The sequence below is a fragment of the Marinobacter alexandrii genome, assembly GCA_039984955.1.
Lineage (GTDB): Bacteria > Bacteroidota > Bacteroidia > Cytophagales > Cyclobacteriaceae > Ekhidna.
In genome coordinates, this window is the sequence record JBDWTN010000007.1 from 240,228 (window position 1) to 266,725 (window position 26,498).

Consider the following 26,498-nt stretch of genomic DNA (forward strand, 5'->3'; position numbering starts at 1 on the left):
TTTTCTTATCCTTTATCTATTTTTTGTGCTGGCATCTCTCCTTCCGGAGTTTTCATTACAAGACTGGTAATCACTCCATTTCCGTTAGCAATAAACGTAATAATGGTACTTGAATCTTCTGTTGCAAACTCATTATTCGAGGTAGGTTTGATTTCTACTTTTTGCCCTTGAGCATCCCCGAATAATTTACCATCTTCTAGGACAATCGATAAGATAAAATCCGGAGAAAACTGATAATCACCCAGAAATTTCTTCATATTCTTATCGCTCAACTCGATAAACTCAAGGCCAGTATTCACCATCGTCACCTGACTATGAGCATAGCTTACAACTCTTGATAGCTTCCATTCTTTCCCATCGAGCAACCAAAGGTGTGAAAATTTAGCCTGTGTGCTGCCAAAGTTGTGTATCCCATTTTGTAAAGCACCATAGAGACCTTTTTCATTGTAAAGAGGAAATACTTCTAAGCTAGTATTACCAAGTTCCCGATTTAATACATTCTTACCATTCTTACATAAATTCTTTTTGATGGTATTGATAAACTCCTTCTTCGAACCAATGAATCCATCTTTATCATGAAAGAATTCAAAATCATCATTCACCAGTTTTTCCATTTGTTCAAGATTGCATTCGTTGAAGCCGATCGAGAAGAGTAATCGATCCTTTTCCTTCAATACTTCAAATAGTTCTGCTTCATTGACCACTTGTGCTTGCAGTGAGCCCGTTGAAAAAATCAGTAATGTAATAATGACTTGTAGTACAGTTAATGTGCGCATAGTATTTCTTATTTTGAATTATTATGCCCGGTTGGATGAAAAGATTTTTGAAAAGGTTACAATCCTTGAAAAAAGTTTGAGAAAATCATGAAGGGAGATTTATTCGTGCTGTATTTAATAGCTATGTATAAGATGCATTCCTGAAGAACTCCGAAGACTAGCCGTCCATGTTCAAAACTTCGGAGGTCTATTTAACTGATAAACTAACCAGTTTTCTTCAAGCCAAACAATCGCCAGAGAAGCCTTACCCTTCGAATCAAAAACTCATAAAGCAGCCAACTAAGCCCAAACGTCCCGATCAACATCACGCTGAATTTTATCACAAGACTCCATTCCATATCATAGATGTAATAGCCTATAACTATGATGATTGTCTGATGTAGGATGTAAAATGGATAAACCGCTCGATTAGCATATGCTATCGTCCTACTTTTCTTATTGAGATTCAAAGAAGACCACCCAAAAATTGTCAATATCCATGCCCAGAGGTTGATGACCTTTATAAGTGCCTCTGTGAAATGAACTATGTAAGAATCCTCTAAAAAATACCATCTGTACAAGAGCGCTGCAAAGCACATAACTCCCATAACCAGCATCTTTTTCCAAATGCGTCCTACAGCATTCCAAAACTGCTCTTTAATAGAGATCAGAATAAACCCATAAAAGAACAAGATTATACTACTCATAAAATTAAACCAGTCCCATACCAGATTGTGCGTAACATCAAAGAATGGCTCTAGAAATGCTTCGCAGAGATACAAAGGCAAAATCAGCCAAAACAAAAAATATGGATTTCTGGACACTCGTTTTCGTATCCAGGACAAAAAAGAATGATTTGGTTTGTTTCTCAGCTGAACAAATATGGGAGTGAGAACGATAGAAAAAACCAATAGATAGGGTAAAAACCAGAGGTGATGCCAGCTAAAATTTCCTTCGGGATAAAACCCATTTATAAACTCCCAACTTGCAAACCACTCTAGAAAAGAACCAGAGTAATCACCATCATAGACTCTTTCCATATAGACCTGAGGCGAAACAATCAGAACCATACCTACAGCCAGCGGAATATAAAGACGAATAAAACGTTCTTTTATAAACTGGCCAGCAGAACGAAAAGAAAGTGCATAAGCAGTTCCCATTCCTGAAATAACAAACAAGATGGGCAATCTCCATTGATTGAGAAATAGCATGGGATATCTCAGCCACCCATATACTTCATTGTTCTTGATGTGCCATCCCCAAGGAACGAAAAACATCCCTACATGATAGAAAATTAAAAGACTGAACACAATGACTCTAAGCCAGTCCAAGTCATATCGACGTACTTTTTCCATGTTACTCGTATCTCAATGAATCCACTGGATTAGAGAAGGTGATCTTAGTTACCGCTGAACCTACACTTAGAATAGCCACAACCAGTAGAGCAAGACTTGCCCAAATAAATGGCATAATTCCAAAAGACGCTTGGTACGAAAACTCGCTCATCCATGTTTGCATGAGCAAATAGGCCAAAGGAAGCCCAATCAGAAGCGCAATTGTAATCAGCTTTAAAAACTGACCTAGCACCATGCGCATGATTTGAGGAGAGCTAGCTCCCAATATTTTCCTCATACCCACTTCTTTGATTCTGTGGCTAAGTGTCGCAATGGCCATTCCTAGCAAACCAAGACATGCCAATGCCACCGCTATACCTGTGAAGACGGAAAAAATATTTAGCGTTTTCATCTCTCCTTCATACAATTCAGCCAACTGCTGATCCATGAAGTAATACTCAAAAGGAAGTTCTGCATTCAATTGGCTGTAAATTTCTTCTATCTCAGTCATCACGCTTCCGAATTCATTCCCATCCAATTTGACCAAAACATGCCCGGCTGCATAGGGTTCGACTACCATAAGTAAAGGTTGTATTTCTTGATGAAGCGATTTGTAATGAAAGTCTTTTACCACACCAATGATTTGACCTTCGTAGGTTGTATCATTATCAACCCACATAAGCAGCTCTCCTACTGGATTTTCCATGTTTAGCTGCTGGGCAGCTATTTCATTGATAACAAAACTGGCATTGGCTGTATCTGATGCATAAGATGGATCAAAAGCTCGGCCTGCTACAGTTCTTAAACCCAGTACTTCCTCTACCCCAAAATCAACCATTACCTCCGAAAAATCTATTCGATTGTCCGGGTTATTCTTCGCATATACAGGATGTTGATTAAACTGACCTCCAGGTAGGTTAGAAATCATTGAAGTACTTCTTACGCCAGAAATAGTTTCAATTTGCTGCCTCACGGAATAGACAGCAGGAAGGTTTATGCCTCCCGTAGCAATGCTCACTGGAATATTGAAAGAGATGACTGCTTCTTGATCAAACCCCAATTCTGTATTTTTCATAAAATCAATCTGACGGAAAATAATCAAGCTACCCGTAATCAAAATCGCAGAAACTGCAAATTGCAAAACAACAAGTACACTACGCATTCTCACCCCTTTTGCTGAAGTAGTCAGCTTTCCTTTCAATACCTCCGTTGGTTTGAAAGAAGAAAGCGCTATTGCAGGATAGAAGCCCGCCAAAAGACCAATACCTAGAGACAGTCCCAATGATTTAAGAAAGAAAGCACCATTGAAAATAGAATCAGTCATGAAATTTTTTCCTGATAGAAAATTGAATCCGTTAATAAAAAGGTATGCAACAATCAGAGAGAGGATGAATGCAATCAAAGAAAAGATGATTGATTCTAGGTAAAACTGAATAGTGAGATTAGCGGAAACTGCTCCCAATGTTTTGCGTACACCAATTTCCCTTGCTCGTTCCAGAGATTTTGCAGTGGTTAGATTGACATAATTGATGCCTGCAATAGTCAGCAAGAAAACTAATGTAGCTGTCAATATGTAGATATACAGCACATTCCCATTGCTTTCCAGCTCCCACCGTAAGTTTGAATGTAGATGAATATCTTCTATTGGCTGCACTCCAAAGTATCCAATCGATGCATCCATCAATCCATCTATGCTTTCCTGATCCCAATCTAAATAGTTTGAAACCCACTCTGAGATTTTGGCTTGCAGCTCTGCAGGGTCAACTCCTTTGCCAGTTTTGATATAATTGAAATGACCAAAATCTTCCCATGTCATCCAATTATCGTTGGGATTGATCTGTTTCAAAGTGATATAAGGAATGATGGCATTGAAGTGAAAATGAGCATTTTCAGGCATCCCTTTCACAACTGTTGTCACAGCAATAGGCATATCGTTTAACTCAAGTTCTCTTCCAATAGCGCTCGAATCGCCGAAATATTTTTGAGCCATTGCTTCTGTGATAATCAAAGAGAAAGGCTTGGTCAATGCTTCTTCATCTCCTTCCAGAACTTCAATATCGAAAACATCAAAAAAAGTGGAATCTGTAAAAAAGAAATCCGCCTCTTCAAACAACATATTAGTCTTAGGATTTTTCAACCTCACTGATTCCTTGCTCAGCCCCGGGCCATACCATGGTGATATAGAAACTGCTGCCTCCACCTCTGGCCAGTCATTAGCCATGGCTTGTGCCATTGGATGTGGTGTTCTTGTTTGTGGATTATCTCCCATCCATGTAATTCGGTAGATCTGGTCATAATCTGCTATGCCTTTGTCATATGAAAGCTCATCTTCAATAAACAAGTAGATGAAAATACTACACACAAACCCAACTGTCAAGCCAAATAAATTTATCAACGAGAAGAGGCTATTTCTCTTCAAATTTCTACTAAACACTTTTAGAAAATTAAGAATCATGCTGCTTTTTATTTTTAGGTTAAAAACATGATTCAAACTAAAAGTCTCACTGCCGAATGATGGTTCTTTCCGTTCGGATAGACGTTCTTCCCCATAAGTCTGAACGTTCTTTGCCTCACGATACTCCGATGGAGTAAGCCCAGTTCTCTTCTTAAAAGCAGTGTTAAACGCTGATTTTGAGTTGTAGCCAACCATAGTAGCTACATTTTCAATTTTTATCTCCTGATATCGTTTATCTCTAAGAATTTTACAAGCCTCTCTTATTCGGTAGCGTGCCATCAAATCCTGAAAGCTAATTTTCAATGACTCATTGAGTACTTGAGATAAATGATGAGTAGTCGCTCCCAATTCCTCCGCCAGTTTACTTAGTGATGCATCGTCTCTTTGGTAGAACTTTTGTTCATCCATCACAGCTTCTAATTTTTCAAGAATTGAGGCTTTTATAGATGGATTGAGTGTCGACTTTTGATACTTGTTTCCTACTGGCACAGGTGTCAAAAAATTTGACTCTTTCAGCAGTTGGTAAAGTACTTGACCAATAAGCAGCAGTAATAATAACGCAAAAGTCGGCGCTCCTACACCAATGAATGCTGTAACTAAAAGAAACAGATTATAGGTAATAAAATTTCGGAACCATCTGATTCTAGAACCCGCATTTAAAAAGTATGAAAATCCTCTGGAGTTACTCTCTAAGTACATCAATCGGATAGTTGAGAAAATATAGCTAATAATGACTATTCCACTAAAAGCTGCAAGCACATATGCCTGATCCACGTAGATAGACGTAGCAATGAGTAGAACAACTGGCAACAGATGAATTCCACTTATTCGTTTCTTTTGAAAGAAGAAGGCCTTTGCATACAAAAACAAGACGATCGAAAGAGTACCCAATAGGGTAGGTCTGTTTAAATCGAATCCAAACTGCTGAGAAACTAAAATTCCAAGATAATTGAGAGTCAATACGCCAAGCCAACGTCCAGCGGGGAATTTATTTATCAGCAATATCACACCTGACAGGGTTCCTATCAAGAGGATACTCATCGTAAAAGTCTCAACCCAAGGGAATGACAACCACTGATCCATTAATCAAAAATGGGGAAATAGTTGGATTTGATAAGCTATGGTCTAGTTTTTCTTCATATGACATTCGAAACGCGTTACTAATTAGGTCAATTATATAAATTGTCAATCGATATCAATATGAAAACCTTAGCCCTTGTTTCAGTTCTAATGGCAAGCCATTTGTTATGTGCTCAAAATTTTAATGAAATTTTGGATAGTGCACTAGTCATTGAGGATAAAAAGAAGGCACTTGACTACTATATTTCTTATCAAAATCAATTTTCAGGCGTAGATAAAGCACACTACCTGTACGGACTAGGTGAGCTTCATTATTCTATGAGAATGCCATTGGATACAGTAATTAAAACCTATTCATTAGCACATCAAAAATTTCAAGAGAGCGAGATGGACAGTATGGCTTTTGAATCACTTTTTGAAATTGCCTCGAAAGTTCGAAGAAGTGGGAATAGAAAAAGAGCGGTTCAATATTATCTGAATGCTGCTGAATTTGCTAAGAAAACCGATCAGCGAGTTTTGGAGGGAGATGCGTTGAACAGCACAGGTGTAAATCTGTATCATCAAGGTGAATACGTCGAAGCATTGAAGTATTATCTACGTGCAAACAAAATCTATGAAGAACTGGAGGATCCGGAAAATATTGCTAAGTCATACAATAATATTGGAATCATTTACAAACTCTTCAATAATTATGAATTAGCCATAGAGTACTATCAAGAATCTTTAGAAATCAGGAAAAAAAATAATCTAAAAAATCAGACAGCACCATATTTCAACTTAAACGAGCTTCATCATTTCATTGGCGACCACAGAAAAGCCTTATTCTATTCCAATGAGTCGTTGAAAGCAGCCAGAGAATATGATAATAAAGTCTGGGAAATTGATGTGGTAATCAGTCATATAAAAGATTACCAGTATCTAAATGAACCAGACTCGATGAAACTATATGTTAATTTGTTGTTTGAGTTGATCGAAAATGATCCCTCGATGGTGCCCACTGCTAGGAAATTTTTAGGAATCTATTACATTGAAATTGGCAAATCCCGGGAAGCAATTACAGCTTTAAAAGAGGCGCTTGATTTTTTTGAAAAGGACAGTGACATTGACCAGATAGAGTTAATAAATAGTCACATTGGTGATGCTTACATGCAATTGAGGTTATATGCTAAAGCAATAGAATACTATTATGTAGCATTAAACATGGCCATTGACGAGAATTTCAGTCCTATGATCAACCTTGCGATGGAAAAGCTACATCCAGCCCTTTTAGCCTCTGGAAAGGTAGAAGAAGCGTATCACATGCTGGATTCACTCCGACTAAGAGAAGATAGTTTATTCAACGAATCTAAAGCGAGTATCACTGGTGCTATGGAAGCAAGAATGAACTTAATAGAAGAAGAAAATCGTAACACGATGTTAGTGAAAGAAGCAGAAATACAATCCGCCCAAATTGCTAATCAGCGTATCATAATTCTGCTAATAAGTTCGATTTCTATTGGGTTGATTTTAGTAAGCATTCTATTTGTTAAACAACAAAAAGTCAAAAAGAAACTAGCTGAAAAAGAAAGGGAGTTAATCGCCTCAGAGCTTGATTACAAAAATCAAGAGCTCATCAATTTCGCAGTTCAGATTACTCAGAAGAATGAGTTTATAAAATCTTTGAATGAGAAAATTCAAAGTATTGAAAATTCCGATCTGGTAGGTATCCAAGAAATCGTGAGAGCCAATGAATCTATCACCAAGGATCGTGAAGAATTTGATAGGTATGTTCAAAATGTATGCGAAGGCTTCTTTGCCAAACTCAGTGACTTGTATCCAGAAGTTACTGCTTCTGAAAAACGACTGGCCGCACTTCTCAGACTCGACCTAAGCTCAAAAGAAATATCTACCGTATTGAATATTTCTCCTAAAAGTGTAGACATGAGCAGGTATAGACTCAGAAAGAAAATGAATCTAGAGGCATCTGCAAATTTGTCGGAAGCACTTCAATCCATCTAAGATTTTCGCACATTCATAGAGTATTTCACCCTTTGTAGAGATCATGTAGAGATCAAAAATTAGTGGCTATGTATCTCATTTCCGTCTTTCGTACGGATTTAAAAACATAAAATCATGAGATACTTAATTTATTCAATTTTTATTTTTGGTTCGTTTGTAGCAAACTGCCAATCCAATCTTGTCTTCTATACTGAAGAGGGTGAGAACTTCACACTTTACGTAAATGGTTCGCAGATAAATCAGGAGCCAGCATCCAGAGCAAAGGCCTCTGGAATCACAGGCGATTTCGCTCAGGTAAAAATTATCTTCGAAACTCCAGGTGCTCCCGAAATCAAAAAAGGGATCATGATGGAGGTTGGAAAAGAAATGACATCTGCAATCCAAAAGAACAATAAAGGAAAATACGTTCTTAGACCGGTAAGCTCTGCTCCTATTCCAAGAGAATCGGAAACTGAGGCTGTGCCGATTACGAATACAACTCCACCTCCTACCCAGACTTCCACAACTGCCAGTACTCAATCGTCTAGCACTACCTCTGCAATTAACACAGATAGTGAAACGATTGGCATCAATATGAAGGTCGGTGACCAATCTGTTGGCATAAGTGTGAATATGGGTGGACTGGAAAGCACACAATCAAATGAGACTCAGCAACCCACCAATCAATCAGGCAACACACAGATATCTGCTACTCAATTATCTGCTAGAGTGGAAGGAAAAAAGATTATTCTGAGTGATGGACGAGTTTTTAACTTCAACTACTACAATGCCAACCGGATGGGCCCGGTTATAGAAATGAAGAATCCGATAGGTGCTTCTGTAACTATCTCTTATGATGGTGTAGAGTCATATTCCGGTGAAGTACCATTCCAATACAATGAAAATGATTGGAAGAAAAGTAATGCATATTTCAAACTGACAGTAATAGAAGCAGCAGGTACATGGTCTGTAAAGTTGAAACATAGCGGTAAAATCATCATTGATGGAGCCTCCAGTCAATCAGTTGAGCCAAATCAAGCTCCTAACCCATCCATAAGCACTGGATGCGCATCCCCTATGAGTGATGGGAACTTCAACCGTTCAAAAGAATCCATTGAGGGGAAGTCGTTCGGAGATGAAAAGATGACGGTATTTAAGCAGATTGTTAGGGCAAATTGTTTCTCCGTAGATCAAGTAATTGGTTTCATGGAGCTTTTCACTTACGAAGAAGAAAAGCTGGATGTCGCAAAGTTCGCCTACCTCAAAACAGTAGATAAAGGCAACTACTATCAGGTCAATGATGCACTCACCTACTCAGATTCAGTTGCAGAACTAGAAGGTTTTCTGGCAGATCAATAACACTGCCCAAACTGACTTCAAAAGTTTCAAAACCTTGGAAGTCTCATTTTTCACCTAGAGAATCTCAAAATGAAACATACTCTAATTCTATTGATAATAGTAAGCTTCACTTCGCAAGCGCAAAAGAAGCTACTTAAACAAGCATTTGCGCTAGAATCCAGTGAACAGTATGAACAGGCTGCAGAAAAGTACAAAGAAGTCCTTTACAAGAACGCTACGAGAACAGATGCTATCTCTGGACTTGAACGAACTGCTCAAAAGGTTATAGATAAAAAGCTTTCCGCATACTTCATCTCACGAAATTCAGGAGAATTAGAAGAAGCAGTTAACATGTTTGAAAATGTAATTCAGTATCAAGAGGAGTTGAAATACTTCAACATTTCAGCAAAGATTCCCGCCTACTACCACACAGACTATAAAGCTGATAAACAACGTTTGAAAACCGAATCTGAATTCAAATTAACAAAGGAAAAGAAAGAAGATAACGAGAGCAAATACACAGAAGCTGTTAGTCTTTACAATCAATATAAATGGGTATTGGCATGGGATATTTTCAGTACAATAAGCGGTTACAAGGAATCTTCGGCTTATCTCGACAAAATCAAAGCAAAGGCCACAAGGGTTTCCATCCTTGAAAACAGTAAGAATAGGTCAAGCAAAGGAGATGTATTCAGAAACAGCCTACTAGCTGAAATCATTCAGCTTGACAATCCACTCATTCGGGTGATCAGTAGAGATAACCTGGATCAATTGATTGAAGAACAAAAGCTAGGTTTGACAGGATTACTAAACGAGCAGTCCGTCGCTGATTTAGGGGAAATTTTAGGAGTTGAGGTGATGCTACTTACTCGGGTGTTGAATTACAACATGAGTGACATCACCAATACCCGTGAGAATAAAACAGCGTATGTAGCAACTAGTAAGCAAGTGTATGATCCTGCTACGCAAACTACGAATTATATTAAAGATTACTACCCGGTTACTTATCAAGAATATTTCATAAAAAATGCTTTAGAAGTTTCACTTCAATATCAACTCATTGACGTAGCAACAGCTGAAGTTCTGTCATCAGATGTCATATTTGAAAATTATGAGAACAATATAAGCTATGCTTTCTATGAAGGTGATCACAATACACTTCATCCTTCAAATGGATCAGCCATCTACACTAAGGGGAAGGAACGAAAAGAATTCTTAAAGCTCTTCTCTCAAAATCCAACAACATTAACTCAAAAGGAGATGGATAGTGAAGTGCAAAAGATGCTATCTAAAAAAGTAGCAAAATCATTAGATAACTATTTCAGAAAATGAAAAAGTTTATCATTATAGCACTAATATTGGGCGCTTGCAGAGCTTATCAACCTCCTACTCCAACGTCTGTTGAGAAAGAAGAATCTCTTTCCAATCAACCGGAATGGGTGAAGCGAAAACCTACTTCTAACAAGCATTACATAGGTGTAGGAAATGCTTCACTTTCGGATCCAGACTACCAAGTAAATGCCAAGCTAGAAGCACTGGATGATTTAGCATCAGAGATCAGCGTAACAATCGAATCGACATCACTTTTAAATCAAATTGAAAATCAAGCAGGATTTAGTGAGCAATTTCAGGCGGCTATCAAGTCAACAACAACCCAATCTATCGAGCTACACGAGCAAGTTGATACCTGGAGCGATGATCAATATTACTGGGTTCAGTATCGATTAAGTAAAAGTCAACTCCAACAGCTTAGGAAAGAAAAGAAGCAAGCTGCCTTAAACATTTCCAGGGATCATTTCCAAAATGGAAGCAAAGCAAGGCAGAGAGGACAAATTATACAATCGCTTCATTTCTATGCCCAAAGCATAGAGTCACTGGCAGATTATCTCAATGAAAGAAATGAAGTCATTATAGAAGAAAAATCGATCGATTTAAGCATAGAAGCTTACTCGAGGATATTTTCTACCCTATCGGAAATTACTCTTATTTCAGACTCAGCTTCTTATCAGTTTAGTCCTGGCGAATCACAAAAAAGAATACAAATTAATGCCATTACAAAAGACAATATTCCTGTATCAAACCTGTCAATTAACATAAGCGATCGTTCAAGTGAAGTTACGAATCCAAGAGGGGAAATCCATCAAGTGATCAATAGGAGAACAGCTTCAAAAGGATTAACAGCAGTCGCCAATTTTCAATTTTTTGCCTCATACCCTATCATCCAAACATTGATAAAAGGAGTAACTCGACCGCAACTTACTATTCGATTCTTCATCCCTCCCATTACCATAGGTATTTCTTCTAGTGAACGGAACCTTGATCAAGAGGTCGATCAAGAAATCCTTCGCTCTATGCTTAAAAAACTCTTTACTCAAAAAGGGTATCGAGTAATTGATTCAAATGCAGAATATCAAGTAGAAATTAAATCAAATACACGAAAAGGAAGTGAGCTATCAGGCCTTTTTACCTCTTACCTGGATTTCACAATTGATATAAAAAATCAGTTGAATGAACGTATCTATTCCCGTTCCTTCTCAGAAATAAAAGGAATTCATACCTCTTATCAATCTGCGGGAATAAAAGCCTATCAAAATGCGGGAAAAGTCTATTTGGAAGAGCTGGAGAACTCCATTAATAAAAATTTTATCAACAAAGATTAAATCAGTTTCATTATGAAAAATCAATCTATTTTATTCAAAACTCTCATAGTCATCGTACTTATCTCAATTATGGGAGCATGTAAAAACACCCCACCACAAACAGTCCCTACTGACGAGGTTGAGGTAATTGTACCATGTTCGGGATCAGAATACTTCAGCTCAGGAGAGGTCTTCAGATCCAATTCCATCGGAGAAAGCAAAGACCAAGTAGTTTCCAAAAAGAAAGCGTTGAGCAACGCTCGAGCAGATCTTGCCGCTCAGGTGGAAACAACAGTGAAAGCCGTAACTGACAATTATGTAAACTCGCGAGAATTTGAAAACAAAGAGGAAGTAGAAGAAAGATTTGAAAGTTTGAACAGGGAAATTGTCAATCAGGAATTGAGAGGGTCAAAGGTGATTTGTGAGAAGCAAACGCTTACCTCTAGAGGTAGTTATAAATCTTATATAGCACTTGAATTGGACCCTAATTTGGTTTTATCAGCCTACAACGATCGCCTTTCTGCAGATGAACGATTGAAGATTGATTATGATTATGAAAAGTTCAAGCAGACATTCAATTCAGAAATGGAAAAGATGGGAAGATAACTTTCGAGTATCTCAATCTTTCCAGGGGCAGCCGCATGGCTGCCTTTTTTTATAGACTTCCGAAGTTTTTGAAAACTTCGAAAGTCTAGTTTCTACTTAAAGATCTTCATTCTTTATATATTTTTGATTCCGTGGAAGCTGGTAAATATTATCACATTTATAATCGAGGAAACAATAAGGAAAATATTTTCAAGGAGAATAAGAATTATGAATTTTTTCTTAATCAGTATGATAAATACTTAACCTCCAATGTGAATACTTACTGCTACTGTTTGATGTCTAATCATTTCCATATGTTCATTCAAATCAAAGATGAAGCAGAATCGGAAGAAGTTATCAAAGCATTCAAAAACTTTTTCATCTCATATGCAAAGGCGATCAACAAATCTTATAATCGAACAGGTAGCCTATTTCAAAGTAAATTCAAGAAAAAACAAATTGATAATGACTATTACTTTTCAATGATCGTCGCATACATCCATCTCAATCCGGTGAGAGCCCAAATTGTTAAGTACCCTCAAGACTGGAATCACAGTTCTTACACTTCTCTATTGAGTGAAAAACCAACCAAGCTATCAAGGAAAGAGGTTATTGATTGGTTCGGGAACCAAGAAGCGTTTATTCAATTTCATCAGTCTTTTTTAGAGGAGAGCAAGGCCAGACAGATACTTTTTTAGACTTCCGAAGTTTTATACATGGACGACTGAGTATTCGGAAGTTAGAGATTTCTGAAGTTTTGGAAACTTCGGAAATCTTCCTAATCCAACACCTTATATCTAACAGATAACGTTAGTACCTGAGTCTGGAATTTGTAATTGTTTTCCAAGTTAAAGCCCTCCCCTACTACTTCAGTTCCAAAAACTCTTGAGTCAAGGACATCTCTGAGAGATAACGTCACATGTCCTCGTTTTTGTTGGAAAGACTTTTGAATACTGGCATTGATATAATACTGTGATAGACTGATTGATTGTGCACCATATCGTGGAGCTCGATAATACTCAGTTAAATCAATTATCCAGTCTCTTTTTAAGCGAAAACGTTGCTTAAACCTGCTTTGCCAATTCCATCTTCCACTGAAAAATACGGCTTGACTCTCTTCTTTGAATTGCGTTCGATAGGCGCTTCCACTTGCTTCTAACGTAATCATTTCTGAAACATCAAATACTCCGTTCCATTCTATTCCGTCATCATTTCGAGTACCCAAATTAGCATACGATACCAGTAACTGTTCCTCATTCAGAGGTGATGTCACCCGCTGAATAACATCTTCCGTTGTTCTTCTAAAACCTGTCAAATCAAAGCTCAACTTCTCCCAGCTTCCAGAATATGTGAGTTCATACAAATACCCAAATTCAGGCCTGAGGAATGGATTGCCAGTTTCCAAATTGAGAGGATCTGTATAAGATAAAAATGGACTTACCTCCCAAAAAGAAGGCCGATTGATTCTACGTGTAAAATTGAAACCCAGGCTGTAATCTCTTTCTCCAATAGCATACTTCCATTGGAGACTCGGAAACAAGTTATTGAATCGTTGAGTAAATGTGCTATCCGTCGATTTTTGCAATGAAGTGGATCTGAATTGCTCGTATCTTATTCCCAAAGCGTACTCCAATTGATTTCTTTTATTTTCAAGCACTGCATATCCAGCATACTTGTCCATTTCAATTTTAAACCGATTATCAACTTGATCACTTTCGAAAAAAGACAATGTCTGATTTACATTTAAATCAAATGCATCAGAAACAGCCCCTACCTCTAATATTAGATTTTTGAAGAGGGGTTTCGAATAATCGAGCTTAGCTTGATAATATCGCTGATCCTCCGTTTCATCTGATGATTGAACAGATTGTTGAATAGGTGTAAGAGAAACATTTACATTTTCGTTATTAAAACTGGTGTTGTTCGTTTCATTTTCTCCTCCTGCTGTGAATTGAAGCTTTACTGATTCGTTCCTTTTTAGCTTTTTCTCAGAAGACAATGTCAGCGAAACTTCATCTTCAATTTCTAACCACTCATTAGTTAATTCTATAATCTGCATAGTAGAATTAGCATAGCCAAAAAGACCATTTTGTGTCTGATCGGCTTCATCATCCCATCGCAGATAATTCACTTCGAGTCCTATCGAAAAACTCGTATCTGGTTCGTAAGATAGACCTACACTGATTTCACGTGTCAATCCTTGACCCTCTGAAAAAGTTAGGTTTTCATATTTCCTCAAACTGTCCCCAGGTGTAAGTCGTACCTGGTCTTCACTGTTTTCAAATAATGATCTTCTCTCGCTGGCATTGACATTGAAGGTAAATTCATCTGATGAGATACTAGTGTTTAAGCCGACTGATCCTCGAAATGGAGACGAAAGACTCGTGAATACTTCCAGCTTCGTTGACTTTGATTTAGCGTAAACAAGGTTAATGATTCCTGCTACTCCTTCTGCGTCGTATTTTGCTGATGGATTTGTTATCAATTCAATTTTTTGCAATGCATCAGCTGAGATAAACTGAAGGGATTTGGGGTCTCGTTTGGTTTCTCTTCCATTCACATAAATGATCACATTTTCACTTCCTCTCACATTGATGTTTCCAGTGACGGTGGTGGTCACTGATGGAAGTGATTCAAGCACATCTACAGCTGTACTCCCTGCATTCGCCAAATCCGACCCTACATACAGTGTTTTCTTACCCAGATCATTCTCGATATAGCTTCGTTCAGTTCTAACAATCACTTCTTCCAACTCCTTAACATTTTCTTTAAGTACGAGTTTTCCAAGATTCAAATCAGCGGTGATCAACCGTTCAAATTCCAACCGTTTATATCCAACCATTTGGAAAGTGATGAGGTATTGATCAGGTGGTAATAGTATTTCAAAGTGACCTTCATTGTCAGAAAATACTCCTTCCAGTCTGGAAGAAATGGTTTGAGATTGAAAAGCAATGGTAGCGTAAGAGATGGGTTGGTTATCCTGGTCTACGATATTACCTGACACAGTAATTTGTGACATCAAATGTGATATACAAAAATTCAATAGAACGAAGCAAACTGTTTTCATGAAAGTGAATAACAATACTCAGCTCTTCAATCAAAAATTTAATCGGTCAGCGACTTTTTGCACCGGGTAAACGGAGAATAGCTTCTTAAAACATCGGTTTATTAAACATGAAGACCAAGTTCCGCATAACAAAATCAATAGATACAGAATAAAAGATGAAGTCGAAGCTGCCTAAAAGGTCTGTCATCCTGAATTTATGAAGGATCTTTTATCTATAGTTTGTCTACCTATGTATTATAAGAGATTCTTCCTGCGTCAGAATGACACTATGGATAAAGAAAAGACCTTTTAAGACTGCCTCCTTTTGTAATTAACACTCCACAAACGAGCGTTCACCGGAAATAATTTGAGTAAGCAATTGCTTCTACTATTTTAGGGGATATGAATGCACTTCTTCAGCGATTTCAACTGGTCAATGTTCTGGTCATCATACTTTCAGTTGCCTACTTGATAGTTGATGGAGAGCCATTTGAGGATATAGTCAATCTGATCTGGATTGAATCGGTCGTCCTATTTGTCATTATTCCACAGCTATTCTATCGTAGAAAATATCTTAAATCGTTTGTTTCGTTGGCTGGTGTCTTGATAGTTGGAGTCCTATTGATGGAAATGGTTATTGAAGGAGATGGGGAACTTGTAGATTTATTCAATGCATGGACCTGGACCCATGAATTTCCAGGACTGTTCTGGCCGATATTGGTTAGCTCTCTACTCAAAATCACTATCGACCTTACCATTCGCCAGCATCTGATGGTTAGCCTTGAAAAGGAACGCACAGACAGTGAAGCCAAGTTCTTGAAATCCCAGCTGAGTCCACATGTTTTGTTTAACAATCTGAACAACATTTATTCATTTGCTCTTCATAAGTCTAAACAAACGCCTAATCTCATCTTGAAACTTGCAGATGTGATGAGATATATGTTGTATGAAACCAAGGAACATCAGGTGCCACTTATCAAAGAGTTAGAACATTTGGATAGTTATGTTGAGCTTCAGAGGCTCCAACTGGAGAATCGAGGTGAGCTCTCTTTTGAACAGAAAGGAAACCCAAAAAGCAAACTAATCGCTCCTATGATGCTCATCAGTTTTGTAGAAAACTGCTTCAAACATGCTTCAGCAGGATCTATTGATGATTTACAGATTATCATTCAGGTAGAAATAAAAGACAATCAGATCAATCTTTTTACACAAAACACCTATTCTCCAAGAGAAGGAGATGCGGAAGATCAGCTTCAAGAAGGCGGCATTGGGCTAGAAAATGTCAAAAGGAGACTTGAGTTACTTTACCCGAATGAACACGAACTGATCATCAAAGAACTCAGCAATTTGTACATCGTCAATCTTTCCATTCGATTGAAATCAACCGTATGAATTGCATCATTATCGAAGATCAACTACCTGCTCAGCGCGTCATCAAAAAGTATTTGAAAGATCTCCCCTCCTTTCAGTTAATTGGAACATTTGAAAATGCAGTAGTAGCACTTGACTTCTTAAAAAATCATTCTGTCGACCTTATATTCCTTGACATTAACCTACCAAAAATATCAGGAATCAGTTTCCTGAAAAATTTGAATGATCCACCACAAGTGATCATTACCAGTGCTTACTCTGAATATGCGCTGGAAGGGTTTGAACTAGATGTGGTTGATTACCTCCTTAAGCCATTCTCCTTTGAAAGATTCTTAAAATCGATTTCCAAAATCAGTCAAAAAAAGGATGATCGAAAAAGCATATTTGTAAAGTCTGATAAGGAATTTTTTCAGATCAATTTGAAAGAGATCATTTATATCAAGGGAGACGATGATTTCACAAGAGTATACACTGGAGAAAAACTATTTCTTGATACACGCACTTTGAAAGTTTGGGAAGAGGAATTACCTGATTATTTCATGAGAATTCATAAATCATACATCATCAATAAAAGTCGAATTTCGAAGATTTCAGGTCAACGAATTTTTCTTGACGAAATCAAAATTCCGATTGGACGTACTTATAAGGAAATAGTAATAAGGATGTTGAGTTAATAAAAAGAGACTTCGGAAGTATTACAAGATGTCATTCAGATCTCAAACCTTTCGCAGGGTTCACAACGGCTGCCTTCAATGATTCATAACTCACTGTGGCAATGGCAATAACGGTAATGATGACACTGGCTATCGCAAAAACCAACCACCCAATTTCTATTCGAAACTCAAAATCCAAAAGCCATTCATCCATAAGTAAATAGCTCACCGGAATCGCAATGAGTAACGAAATGGCTACCAGCTTCATAAAATTGACTGTAAGTAAATTGAATATCATTTTTATAGAAGCTCCAAGTACTTTTCTTATGCTTATCTCCTTGCTTCGCTGTTCTACCATAAAGGCAGATAATCCAAAAAGACCTAGACAAGCAACAAAAATTGCCAGTATGGCAAAACCTGTAAACACATTGCCTGTTCGTTGTACATCTTCATACATTGAGGCAAAAACTTCATCCATAAATGAATATCTAATAGGTTGATTAGGCATCATCTCATCCCACGTGGCTGTGATTGATTCTAAGGTTGCTTGCATATTCTTTGAATTCACTTTCACGGGAACAACAGATCCGTATCTTCCTAAAGCCAAGGCCAACGGCCCAATTCCTCCTCTCATACTTTCAAAGTGGAAATCCTCTATCACTCCAATTATTGTCCAACCTTGCCTGTTTTCGATCCTCGCTCCAAGTGGATCATCCAATCCCAGTTCTCTCGCCATTGTTTGATTAATGATAAGAGAAGTCGAATCACGCACTGATGACTTATCAAAATCTCTTCCAGACATGAGGTTCATTCCTAGTGTTTCTATATAATCATCGTCGACCCTCCAGATTTGAGCACCAACAGCTTTGTCTATCTTACTCCTGCCTTCCACCCAAAATTCATTTTGATCTCTTCTAGTCCCCGAGACCGGTAAATAATTACTAGCTGAAACGTTCATTACCTCGGGAATTTGTAGAAGTTCATTTTGCAATAAATCCAGCTTATCTCCTACCGAGCTTGCTCCTTGAAGCATGATTACATGCTCTTTGTCATATCCAAGATCTTTATTCAGCATGAACTTCATTTGCTTATAGACGACCAAAGAGCCAACAATAAGAATGACAGAGCACGTAAACTGAAAAACCACCATTATACCTCGGAGGGTTGAAGTCTTAGCTCCTCTACTAACCTTTCCACTTATGGCTTCTATTGGTTTAAAAGCGGATAAGTAGAAAGCTGGATAAATACCAGCAATTGTTCCTACAACTATCGCAAGCATCAACATTGATGGTATCAACCACCACTCGGCAAAAGGCATTTCCAGCGACTTTCCTGAGATTGTATTAAAGGCAGGCATCAAAGCTGCAGCGATAAGTACTCCTATCAGTGTGGAAATAAATGTCACAAGTATCGATTCGATAAGAAACTGGCCTATAAGATTACCTCTAAATGACCCCACCACTTTTCTTAGTCCTACTTCTTTGGCACGATTTGCAGATTTAGCTGTGCTTAGGTTGATAAAGTTGATACATGCCAGTAGTAACACAAATAAAGCGATAGCAGAAAATAACCAAACGACTCCAATATCACCGTGCTTCAAAACTTCGTTAAGCTCTTTCGAGTGAAGGTATACCTCTCCAATTGGCTGTAATTTATAGCTGCGGTATTCTTCCACAGCATCAGCATATTGATTCCCTCGTTCTTTTAGATAAGGAACATATTGTTCCTTCATTGCAAACGTCATTTTATCTTCTAACAATTCAGGATCTGTTCCTTTAGCAACTTTGAAGTAAGTGTTGTAGTTACTGCAGCACCAGCTGGTTTGCTCTCCAGACCAAAATTCCTGTCCGGTCAGGGAAAGTAAGAAATCAAATTTGATGTGATTGCGCTCATCTGGATTTTCCATCACACCACCAACGACCCATGGATCTTCTAAATTCTCATCCAGAATCAACGTTTTCCCAATCGGATTTTCATCTTGGAAGTATTTCTCTGCTTTTTCCCTTGATATCAAAATAGAGTTAGGCTTTGTCAATGCTTCCTCGATACTTCCATAAACCATTTTTGGCTGCAAGATTTCCAACAACTCCTGATCCATGTAGGCAAAACTGTCTTCATACGCATTTTGCTTCCTATCAGCTCTTCTCACCTGATTGTCCCCTCCTGCAAACCAATTGTACGGAATCAGCCGTCCAGCCATTTCAATATCAGGGAATTGTTCCTTCATCATTTGAGCAATCAGTGGTTGGTGGGATAACCATTTTTCTGATTCAGCTGGATTATCCTCTACATTGATCAATCTAAAAATTTGATCCCCATCCACGTAATTTTTATCGTGTCCCAACTCATCAATAACAAAGAGTGAGATAAGCAAGCATGCAGCAATCCCTATTGCCAAACCACTTACTTTGATTAGTGAATACATTTTGTGCTTGACCAGTCCTCGCCAAGCTACTTTTAAATTATTTCTGAACATTGCATTAGTGTTTGAGTGTTTTGACCATAATTTTCTGAGTGCAAATGGACGAATCGAACTAAATACATCCCCTATAAAGCCAATATCAGCTTTGAACTTGGAGTGTCGATCTCTTCTAATGAGATACAGTTCATAAAGGTCACCTTGTAGTGTTTCGATAACCCTTTCTGAACAGAACCATTTTAGAAGAATATCAGCCCATTTGGGTGGACGAATTTCTTTATCAGGCTTCATCCATGCCTAGGTTTAGTCCTTGAATGTTTTTGGAAAATTCCATCCGAATCTTATTCGCTTCGATTATTGCGTCCTTGCCTACAGAGGTGAGTAAGTAGTACTTTTTTCTCCTTCCTCCTCTCTCAGAAGTTGCACCTCCCTCATGAGAGGTAAGGCATCCCTTATCTTCCAATCGATAGAGTGCAGAATGAAGTGCACCAATACTTGGACTCTTTCCTGTCTTCTCCCTAAGCAATTCTTTCACTGCCACACCATAAGCCTCTTCACCAAGAGAGCCTACTGCTAACAGTACCAATTCTTCAAAAGCTCCAATCTTCATCTAACTATTATTTTCCTAAAACCAAATCAAATATAAATTGATATAATTCCTAAAACCAAATGAAATGACAATTATTTCATTCCTAAAACCAAATGATATAGCATTTCACTATTATGAATTAGGCCTTACTTTTGAGTATCAGTATTTCAAATCCTATGAAAAAGCTAGTAATCATTGCTATACTCTCATCACTCTTCTCGTGCAAAACAGACAATCGAAATGAGGTTTTGGTACTTGGCTTAATTCATGGGAAACATCTGACAGAACAAGAATTCTCAACAGATGTGTTGAAAGACCTAATTATCAAAATTGATCCAGATATCATACTGACGGAAATTCCACCTGATCGCTTTCAAAAAGCCATACGGACTTACGAAGAAACTGGAGTAGTCAATGAGTCTAGAGTTGCGCGATTTCCTGAGTACGTCGATGTAATCATCCCCCTGACAAAAGAAATGAACTTTACCATTATTCCTACTGCAGCATGGACAGAAGAGATGGCAAATGCAAGACTTGAAAAAATGCGTGCAATCAGAGATGATCCTAATCGCTATGATGATTGGCAAGCCTACGGACTTGCTCGACTTAAGTCCGATTCTATTAAAGAAGCATCAGGAAGACAATTCGACCCCTACTGGATTAATTCTGATGCTTATGATGAAGCTGGGGAGGTTGCGTTGAATGTTTACAATGATCTCTTCAATGAAGAATTAGGTTTGGGTGGATGGGACAATATCAATGAAGCTCACTATGCCTACATTGAAAAAGCATTAGACCAGCATACCAATCAAGCAAAGCGAATTGTGATTACCTATGGAGCTGGACATAAAGGATGGTTTTTGAGAGAATTGAGAAAGAGAAAAGATATTAAGTTGATTGGGTTAGAGGAAGCGGTCGGTTTAGACTTGAACGATTAATTCTCTTTCTGCCCCTTAGCGAAACCAACAATACCCATTAGTAATAGTTATTTGGGGTATGTCATATCAAAGACTTGCACTCATTCTCGGAAATTGTCTTTTTCCTGATCATAATCGATTAAATCCAGATTCTTCAACGCTGTTTTTCATGGCTGAGGATATTGGACTTTGCACTCATTTCAACTATCACAAACATAAGCTGATACTATTTCTCTCTGCCATGAGGTCGCATGCTGAGGAAATTGAAAAAAAACATCAGCTCACGTACCATCAGCTTACCAAACAAAATCAGAAAAAATCCTATGAGGATAAACTGAAAGAAACCATTGATTCGTATGCCGACATTCAGGAGATTGTGACTTACGATATCGAAGATCACTTCTTTGAAAAACGTATCAAAGATTTCTGCAAAAAGGAAAAACTTAGACTCACCATTGTAGACTCACCAGGGTTCATTACCTCAAAGGAAAAATTCAAAAAATTTAATGAAGATTATAAGCCTTTCATGCAAACCTTTTATAAGCAGCAGCGAAAGGATTTAGGAGTTTTACTTGAAGAGGATAATGAATCTCCAATTAATGGAAGCTGGTCTTTTGATGATGAGAATCGAAAAAAACTACCTAATGATATTATCATACCAGATCAGCCCACCTCCCATCCTACCGAGCATACAGAAGAGATAAAAAAGTTGGTAAGTGAATTATTTTCAGATCATCCGGGTAGCACAGAAAATTTTCATTGGGCTACCACCAGGCGGCAGGTTTTATACCTTCTCAATGACTTTCTAAAAGAACGTTTTAACGATTTTGGACCTTATGAAGATGCTATAGACAGCAAGGAAACTTTTGTTTTCCACTCCGTGCTTTCACCATATATCAATATGGGCTTGGTTACACCAGATGAAGTCGTCGATAAAGCAATTGAGTATTATCAAGAAAACGACACTCACTTCTCAAGCGTGGAGGGGTTTGTAAGGCAAATCATTGGCTGGAGAGAGTTTATGCGAGGTATTTACCATGAATATGATGAAAAACTAAATACCAATCATTTCGATCATCAGCGCAAAATGAAATCGTGTTGGTATGATGGAACAACTGGTATTCCTCCTCTTGATGATTCCATCAAAAAGGCCATGAAATACGGCTATACCCATCACATAGAACGATTGATGATATTGGGAAACATCATGCTCCTTTGTGAACTAGACCCTGACGAAGTATATAAATGGTTTATGGAAATGTATGTGGACTCAGCGGACTGGGTGATGGCACCCAATGTATACGGGATGAGTCAATATGCTGACGGTGGAATCTTTGCCACCAAACCCTATATAGGTGGAGCCAACTATATCAAAAAGATGAGTGACTATGGCAAAGGTGATTGGGAAGATACCGTGAACGGGCTCTATTGGCGGTTCATTGAAGAAAATCTGGAGACTTTTGCCAACAATCAACGAATGTCTATGATGGTAGCTACACTGAGGAAGATGAATACAGAGAAAAAGGAAAAGATCTTTAAAGCTGCTGAGAAGTTTATTAGAAGAGTTACTAAATAGCTTTATTCAATAATTGAATTAATAGAGCTCTCATTTAGAGGCACAGTTCTACTATTTCAACTAATTAGTGATACTAAAAGCCTAGAATATAGATCAGAGTGAAGCAGCAACCTTACTTTCACCAATCCCTTTAAAATTCATTTTCAATCCATACAGCTCCTAAAGGACGTTTTCATAACCTTATTTTATCTCATCCCGTACACGGACGGAACTTTCGCAGAACCTCAGTTTTGTTGGAAAGTCATTTTTGAGTTTTTAAATCGATTTTATAATTAAAGATTAAACTATTATGAATCAGAAAACGTCAAACGCCTTTGTGGCAGCATCATGGATTGCCATGGGTACAGGAATCGTGGGGTACCTCATTGGGCTCTTTAGAGCTGAGATGGAACTCAACGAAAAAGGTTACTACTTTACCATTTTAATGTATGGACTATTCTCTGTTATCTCATTACAAAAAGCCGTACGTGATCGGCTTGAAGGAATACCAGTAACAGACATCTATTACGGAATCAGTTGGTTCTCTACCCTACTATCCATCCTGCTGTTAGTCATCGGGCTTTGGAACGCTGAGCTCCTACCTAGCGAGAAAGGCTTCTATGCATTTTCATTCCTCCTCGCCATATATGGCGCAATCGCGGTACAGAAAAATACTCGAGATAATCAAGTAGCTTTCGATCCAAAAGAATAAATGAAGTTTCAATTCCTCTTTTTGCTTGCTATTTCGATTGCTTGCTCTGCAGACAAGCGCCAGTACGATCCCATTACAGAAGATTACTGCGCACTGCTAACTGAGCCAAGTGTCAAGAAACTAGAACAGCTCATGAATTTTGCAGAACTCGATTCAACTAAAACGGGTGTACTAGTACTCGAAGAAGGCGATGTTTCGATGATCTTCAGAGCTTGGCTAAGTGATGCGGCACAAGAAAGCATTGATATTCAGTATTTCATATTCTCCGGCGACAATGTAGGATTGATTGCTGTGGATTACTTGCTGAGAGCAGCAGAAAGAGGAGTTATGGTTCGATTACTGGTGGATGATATCATGGTGGAAGCAGATGCGGATGAATTACTCGCACTAGACTCTCACCCCAACTTAGAAATTAGAATCTACAATCCAACAGCAAACATTGGAAAGAACTTGTCATCCAAGATAAAAACTTTAGCTCAGGATTTTCGAGGGGTGAATCAACGGATGCATAATAAAACCTTCAATGTAGATGGCAAAGTAATAATCACTGGAGGTCGTAACATCGCCGATGAATACTTTGACTATGATCATGCATACAACTTTCGGGATCGAGACGTAATGCTAGTTGGAGAAACCGTCTCTTCAGTAACTAACTCCTTCGAAACATTTTGGAAAAATGATCTGAGCGTACCCATTGAAGACTTAATCAGCTTGAGCAAGGAAGAAATGAACGTTGATGTGAAGTTTGAATACTTACACCAATACGCTTGTAGCACAAATAACTTTTGGCCTGAGGTACGCGAAAACATTGAAAACGTACCCGTATTGTTTCACCAACTGAATGCTACCGGACAAGTCGCCTGGGTAGATGACGTGTCTTTCGTTTCAGATTTGCCAGGCAAAAATGATGGATCTGAAGGACTAGGCGGTGGTGGTATGAGTACTGATGCTTTAATCAAACTAATTTCGGAGGCAGAAGAATCTATCTTCATCCAAACACCATATCTGGTAACAACCGAGCTAAGTCAACAGCTCTTCCAAAAAGCCATTAAACGAGGCGTGGAAATTAAGATTCTCACCAACAGTCTGATGTCTACAGACAATTTGGAAGCTTTTAGTGGATATAAGCGAGAAAGAAAAGTACTCTTAGATATAGGCGTTCAAATTTATGAGTTTAAGCCTGATGCGGCTATCCGCTATCAGGTGATGACAGGCGCCCTGCAACGCAAAATCAATTTCAGACCAACCTTTGGACTGCATGCTAAGTCTATGGTGGTAGACAATGAAATTGCAGTAATTGGTACGTTTAATCTGGACCCTCGGAGTGCCAATCTCAATACAGAATGCATTGCCGTAATACAAGATTCAACTATCGCCACCAACTTAGCCAACACGATGCTTGTGGAATTACAGCCAGAGAATGCCTGGCAAACCACTGTAGATTTCAATCCAGATGAATATGCCAGTAAAGGCAAGCGATTTCAGCTCTGGCTAAGAGGTGTAGTGCCTAAGTCTATTTTGTAAGGAAGTCTGCCTGATAATTCGATAATCTTTCTAAGATTATTACCTTTTCTCACTGGATTGAGTGACTTGAAAACAGGAGTGCTTTACCCAATCCCTAAAAAACCGCTAATTTCATCTCATGAAATTCAACCTGAAAAACTTAAAAACCTTAATCGTAATACTTACCATCATTTTTTCCGGATGTAGTACAGCAGAGCAAACTCAGTCATCAATTACTGTATTGAAAGGAGCCACTTCTCATGATGGGAACGGCAATACTATCGAGCAAAGTGTAATTCTTATTCAAGATGGAAAGATTAAGTCCATTGGTGATCAAAGTCTGGAAATTCCATCAGGTGCTGAAATCATTGATGTTACTGGCAAATACATCACCCCAGGACTAGTGGACAGCCATATGCACTTTGCACAAACAGGTTTTTTTGATGGAAGACCTGATGTAGTTGATTTGAGAGATTCGTTAGATTTTGATCTGCTGCAGGCTGATCTGAGGAGTAATCCAGATTCTTATTATGAAGCGTACTTAAGGTCTGGTGTGACTGCTGTCTATGATGTGGGTGGATTTCCGTGGAGCATTGAACGTCAAGCAGAAGCCGAAAGCAATCTTAGCGCTCCGCATGTTGCTGCAGCAGGACCGCTCTTCTCTGCTCTTTCTGAGACAAGACTCTCTCCGTTCAACACTGAAAATGATAAGCAAATGCTCAATCTATCAGATTCAGAGTTTGGAAGAGAAACCGTAAGAAAACATACAAAAATGGGTTCGACCGGAGTAAAAATCTGGGGTATTCAAGTCGGTGATTCTTCATTTATGAATGCTTTGAATGCTGTGGCCGACGAGACCAAACTACAAGGAAACAAGCTTATTGTACATGCCACCACTCTGGACCAGGCTAAAGAAGCGCTACGATTGGGTGCCAAAGTGTTGGTGCATAGCGTTCAAGATGTGGAAGTTGATGATGAATTCATCAAGCTTGCCCAAGAAAATGACGTGATCTATTCTCCTACTATCACCGTGGTACGAGGATACCTGAATACGTTCCGTTCGCTCAAAAAAATAAGAGAAGTGAGTGATTCAAATGATGTGATGGATGATCGGGCAAAGGCTTTACTTCAGTCAAGCACTGAATTCTATTCCTTCTACCCTGCTCAAGTTGATCTAGAAGAGCAAATGTTTGGCTTTGAACAACGAATCAATGCAATGGAGGAGGTTATGGCAATTAACCTAAAGAAAGTTCATGAAGCTGGCATTACAATCGCTGTTGCAACAGACGCTGGCAATCCAGGTACATTTCACGGCTTATCCATTTATGATGAGATGATCGCCATGCAAGAAGCAGGAATTCCGCCAAATGAAATCATTACTATGGCCACTAAAAACGGTGCGCTAGCAATGGATCGCATCGAAGATTTCGGAACACTCGAAGAAGGAAAGCTCGCCGACTTAATAATTTTGAAGGAAGATCCATCTACTGACATATCGAATATGCGTTCTATTACGCATGTGATGAGGGGTGGATTATTGAGGCCTGTAAATGAGCCATTTAACAAATAG

19 protein-coding genes are annotated in these 26,498 nt (G+C 38.4%); 13 read left to right on the forward strand and 6 right to left on the reverse strand.

The genetic code is table 11. The features are described 5' to 3' along the window. Window positions 1–5: 5 nt before the first annotated feature. From ABJQ32_07440 to ABJQ32_07450, 3 genes are all read right to left on the reverse strand, one after another. A complete protein-coding gene (locus ABJQ32_07440; GenBank protein MEP5289466.1) occupies window positions 6–776 on the reverse strand; it encodes a hypothetical protein in 771 nt (256 codons plus the stop codon). A gap of 203 nt (window positions 777–979) precedes the next feature. Continuing rightward, window positions 980–2,110: an acyltransferase family protein gene (locus ABJQ32_07445; GenBank protein MEP5289467.1), complete on the reverse strand. Its 1,131-nt coding sequence runs from the start codon at window positions 2,108–2,110 to the stop codon at window positions 980–982. Window position 2,111: 1 nt separating this feature from the next. Continuing rightward, window positions 2,112–5,627, reverse strand: a complete 3,516-nt coding sequence (locus tag ABJQ32_07450) for an ABC transporter permease (GenBank protein MEP5289468.1) — start codon at window positions 5,625–5,627, stop codon at window positions 2,112–2,114. A 117-nt stretch (window positions 5,628–5,744) separates the two neighbouring features. On the opposite strand from ABJQ32_07450, the gene ABJQ32_07455 reads away from it, so the two are divergent. The 6 genes from ABJQ32_07455 (at window position 5,745) to ABJQ32_07480 (ending at window position 12,861) form a co-directional block, all read left to right on the forward strand. Then, window positions 5,745–7,622 carry a tetratricopeptide repeat protein gene (locus ABJQ32_07455; GenBank protein ID MEP5289469.1) on the forward strand — a complete coding sequence of 626 codons (1,878 nt, stop codon included), beginning with the start codon at window positions 5,745–5,747 and terminating at the stop codon, window positions 7,620–7,622. A gap of 114 nt (window positions 7,623–7,736) precedes the next feature. Further along, window positions 7,737–8,960, forward strand: coding sequence for a DUF4476 domain-containing protein (locus ABJQ32_07460; protein MEP5289470.1), 1,224 nt, complete (start codon window positions 7,737–7,739; stop codon window positions 8,958–8,960). A gap of 69 nt (window positions 8,961–9,029) precedes the next feature. Further along, a complete protein-coding gene (locus ABJQ32_07465) occupies window positions 9,030–10,271 on the forward strand; it encodes a CsgG/HfaB family protein (protein MEP5289471.1) in 1,242 nt (413 codons plus the stop codon). Further along, window positions 10,268–11,599, forward strand: coding sequence for an LPP20 family lipoprotein (locus ABJQ32_07470; protein ID MEP5289472.1), 1,332 nt, complete (start codon window positions 10,268–10,270; stop codon window positions 11,597–11,599). The genes ABJQ32_07465 and ABJQ32_07470 overlap by 4 nt, the downstream gene beginning before the upstream one ends. 12 nt (window positions 11,600–11,611) lie before the next feature. Next, entirely contained in the window at window positions 11,612–12,184 is a 573-nt protein-coding gene (locus ABJQ32_07475) for a hypothetical protein (GenBank protein ID MEP5289473.1), read from the forward strand. Window positions 12,185–12,315: 131 nt separating this feature from the next. Then, window positions 12,316–12,861, forward strand: coding sequence for a transposase (locus ABJQ32_07480; GenBank protein MEP5289474.1), 546 nt, complete (start codon window positions 12,316–12,318; stop codon window positions 12,859–12,861). Window positions 12,862–12,941: 80 nt separating this feature from the next. Here ABJQ32_07480 and ABJQ32_07485 read toward each other — a convergent pair whose 3' ends face one another. Next, window positions 12,942–15,182 (reverse strand): outer membrane beta-barrel family protein, encoded by a 2,241-nt coding sequence (locus tag ABJQ32_07485; GenBank protein ID MEP5289475.1) that lies wholly within the window; start codon window positions 15,180–15,182, stop codon window positions 12,942–12,944. A gap of 429 nt (window positions 15,183–15,611) precedes the next feature. On the opposite strand from ABJQ32_07485, the gene ABJQ32_07490 reads away from it, so the two are divergent. Continuing rightward, window positions 15,612–16,601, forward strand: coding sequence for a histidine kinase (locus tag ABJQ32_07490; GenBank protein MEP5289476.1), 990 nt, complete (start codon window positions 15,612–15,614; stop codon window positions 16,599–16,601). Then, window positions 16,598–17,254, forward strand: coding sequence for a LytTR family DNA-binding domain-containing protein (locus ABJQ32_07495; protein ID MEP5289477.1), 657 nt, complete (start codon window positions 16,598–16,600; stop codon window positions 17,252–17,254). The genes ABJQ32_07490 and ABJQ32_07495 overlap by 4 nt, the downstream gene beginning before the upstream one ends. A gap of 31 nt (window positions 17,255–17,285) precedes the next feature. Here ABJQ32_07495 and ABJQ32_07500 read toward each other — a convergent pair whose 3' ends face one another. Together ABJQ32_07500 and ABJQ32_07505 are read right to left on the reverse strand one after the other, a co-directional pair. Next, entirely contained in the window at window positions 17,286–19,943 is a 2,658-nt protein-coding gene (locus ABJQ32_07500) for an ABC transporter permease (GenBank protein MEP5289478.1), read from the reverse strand. Next, entirely contained in the window at window positions 19,933–20,262 is a 330-nt protein-coding gene (locus tag ABJQ32_07505) for a helix-turn-helix transcriptional regulator (GenBank protein ID MEP5289479.1), read from the reverse strand. Before ABJQ32_07505 ends, ABJQ32_07500 begins: the two co-directional genes overlap by 11 nt. A 155-nt stretch (window positions 20,263–20,417) precedes the next feature. Here ABJQ32_07505 and ABJQ32_07510 point away from each other — a divergent pair, with 155 nt between their 5' ends. From ABJQ32_07510 to ABJQ32_07530, 5 genes are all read left to right on the forward strand, one after another. Beyond that, window positions 20,418–21,179 carry a hypothetical protein gene (locus ABJQ32_07510; GenBank protein ID MEP5289480.1) on the forward strand — a complete coding sequence of 254 codons (762 nt, stop codon included), beginning with the start codon at window positions 20,418–20,420 and terminating at the stop codon, window positions 21,177–21,179. Between the two features lie 58 nt (window positions 21,180–21,237). Then, the gene (locus ABJQ32_07515; protein MEP5289481.1) at window positions 21,238–22,734 is read left to right on the forward strand and encodes a cryptochrome/photolyase family protein; all 1,497 of its coding nucleotides are present in this window, start codon (window positions 21,238–21,240) and stop codon (window positions 22,732–22,734) included. A 289-nt stretch (window positions 22,735–23,023) separates the two neighbouring features. Beyond that, window positions 23,024–23,425: an inner membrane protein YiaA gene (gene yiaA, locus ABJQ32_07520; protein ID MEP5289482.1), complete on the forward strand. Its 402-nt coding sequence runs from the start codon at window positions 23,024–23,026 to the stop codon at window positions 23,423–23,425. Beyond that, window positions 23,426–24,949 carry a phospholipase D family protein gene (locus tag ABJQ32_07525; protein MEP5289483.1) on the forward strand — a complete coding sequence of 508 codons (1,524 nt, stop codon included), beginning with the start codon at window positions 23,426–23,428 and terminating at the stop codon, window positions 24,947–24,949. 118 nt (window positions 24,950–25,067) lie between these two features. Beyond that, entirely contained in the window at window positions 25,068–26,498 is a 1,431-nt protein-coding gene (locus ABJQ32_07530; protein MEP5289484.1) for an amidohydrolase family protein, read from the forward strand.

Excerpts from the sequence above, each read along its gene's own strand:
- ABJQ32_07440 (MEP5289466.1), bottom strand. The coding sequence starts at position 776 with ATGCGCACATTAACTGTACTACAAGTCATTATTACATTACTGATTTTT.
- ABJQ32_07445 (MEP5289467.1), bottom strand. The coding sequence starts at position 2,110 with ATGGAAAAAGTACGTCGATATGACTTGGACTGGCTTAGAGTCATTGTG.
- ABJQ32_07450 (MEP5289468.1), bottom strand. The coding sequence starts at position 5,627 with ATGGATCAGTGGTTGTCATTCCCTTGGGTTGAGACTTTTACGATGAGT.
- ABJQ32_07455 (MEP5289469.1), top strand. The coding sequence starts at position 5,745 with ATGAAAACCTTAGCCCTTGTTTCAGTTCTAATGGCAAGCCATTTGTTA.
- ABJQ32_07460 (MEP5289470.1), top strand. The coding sequence starts at position 7,737 with ATGAGATACTTAATTTATTCAATTTTTATTTTTGGTTCGTTTGTAGCA.
- ABJQ32_07465 (MEP5289471.1), top strand. The coding sequence starts at position 9,030 with ATGAAACATACTCTAATTCTATTGATAATAGTAAGCTTCACTTCGCAA.
- ABJQ32_07470 (MEP5289472.1), top strand. The coding sequence starts at position 10,268 with ATGAAAAAGTTTATCATTATAGCACTAATATTGGGCGCTTGCAGAGCT.
- ABJQ32_07475 (MEP5289473.1), top strand. The coding sequence starts at position 11,612 with ATGAAAAATCAATCTATTTTATTCAAAACTCTCATAGTCATCGTACTT.
- ABJQ32_07485 (MEP5289475.1), bottom strand. The coding sequence starts at position 15,182 with ATGTCACAAATTACTGTGTCAGGTAATATCGTAGACCAGGATAACCAA.
- ABJQ32_07490 (MEP5289476.1), top strand. The coding sequence starts at position 15,612 with ATGAATGCACTTCTTCAGCGATTTCAACTGGTCAATGTTCTGGTCATC.
- ABJQ32_07495 (MEP5289477.1), top strand. The coding sequence starts at position 16,598 with ATGAATTGCATCATTATCGAAGATCAACTACCTGCTCAGCGCGTCATC.
- ABJQ32_07500 (MEP5289478.1), bottom strand. The coding sequence starts at position 19,943 with ATGAAGCCTGATAAAGAAATTCGTCCACCCAAATGGGCTGATATTCTT.
- ABJQ32_07505 (MEP5289479.1), bottom strand. The coding sequence starts at position 20,262 with ATGAAGATTGGAGCTTTTGAAGAATTGGTACTGTTAGCAGTAGGCTCT.
- ABJQ32_07510 (MEP5289480.1), top strand. The coding sequence starts at position 20,418 with ATGAAAAAGCTAGTAATCATTGCTATACTCTCATCACTCTTCTCGTGC.
- ABJQ32_07515 (MEP5289481.1), top strand. The coding sequence starts at position 21,238 with ATGTCATATCAAAGACTTGCACTCATTCTCGGAAATTGTCTTTTTCCT.
- yiaA (MEP5289482.1), top strand. The coding sequence starts at position 23,024 with ATGAATCAGAAAACGTCAAACGCCTTTGTGGCAGCATCATGGATTGCC.
- ABJQ32_07525 (MEP5289483.1), top strand. The coding sequence starts at position 23,426 with ATGAAGTTTCAATTCCTCTTTTTGCTTGCTATTTCGATTGCTTGCTCT.
- ABJQ32_07530 (MEP5289484.1), top strand. The coding sequence starts at position 25,068 with ATGAAATTCAACCTGAAAAACTTAAAAACCTTAATCGTAATACTTACC.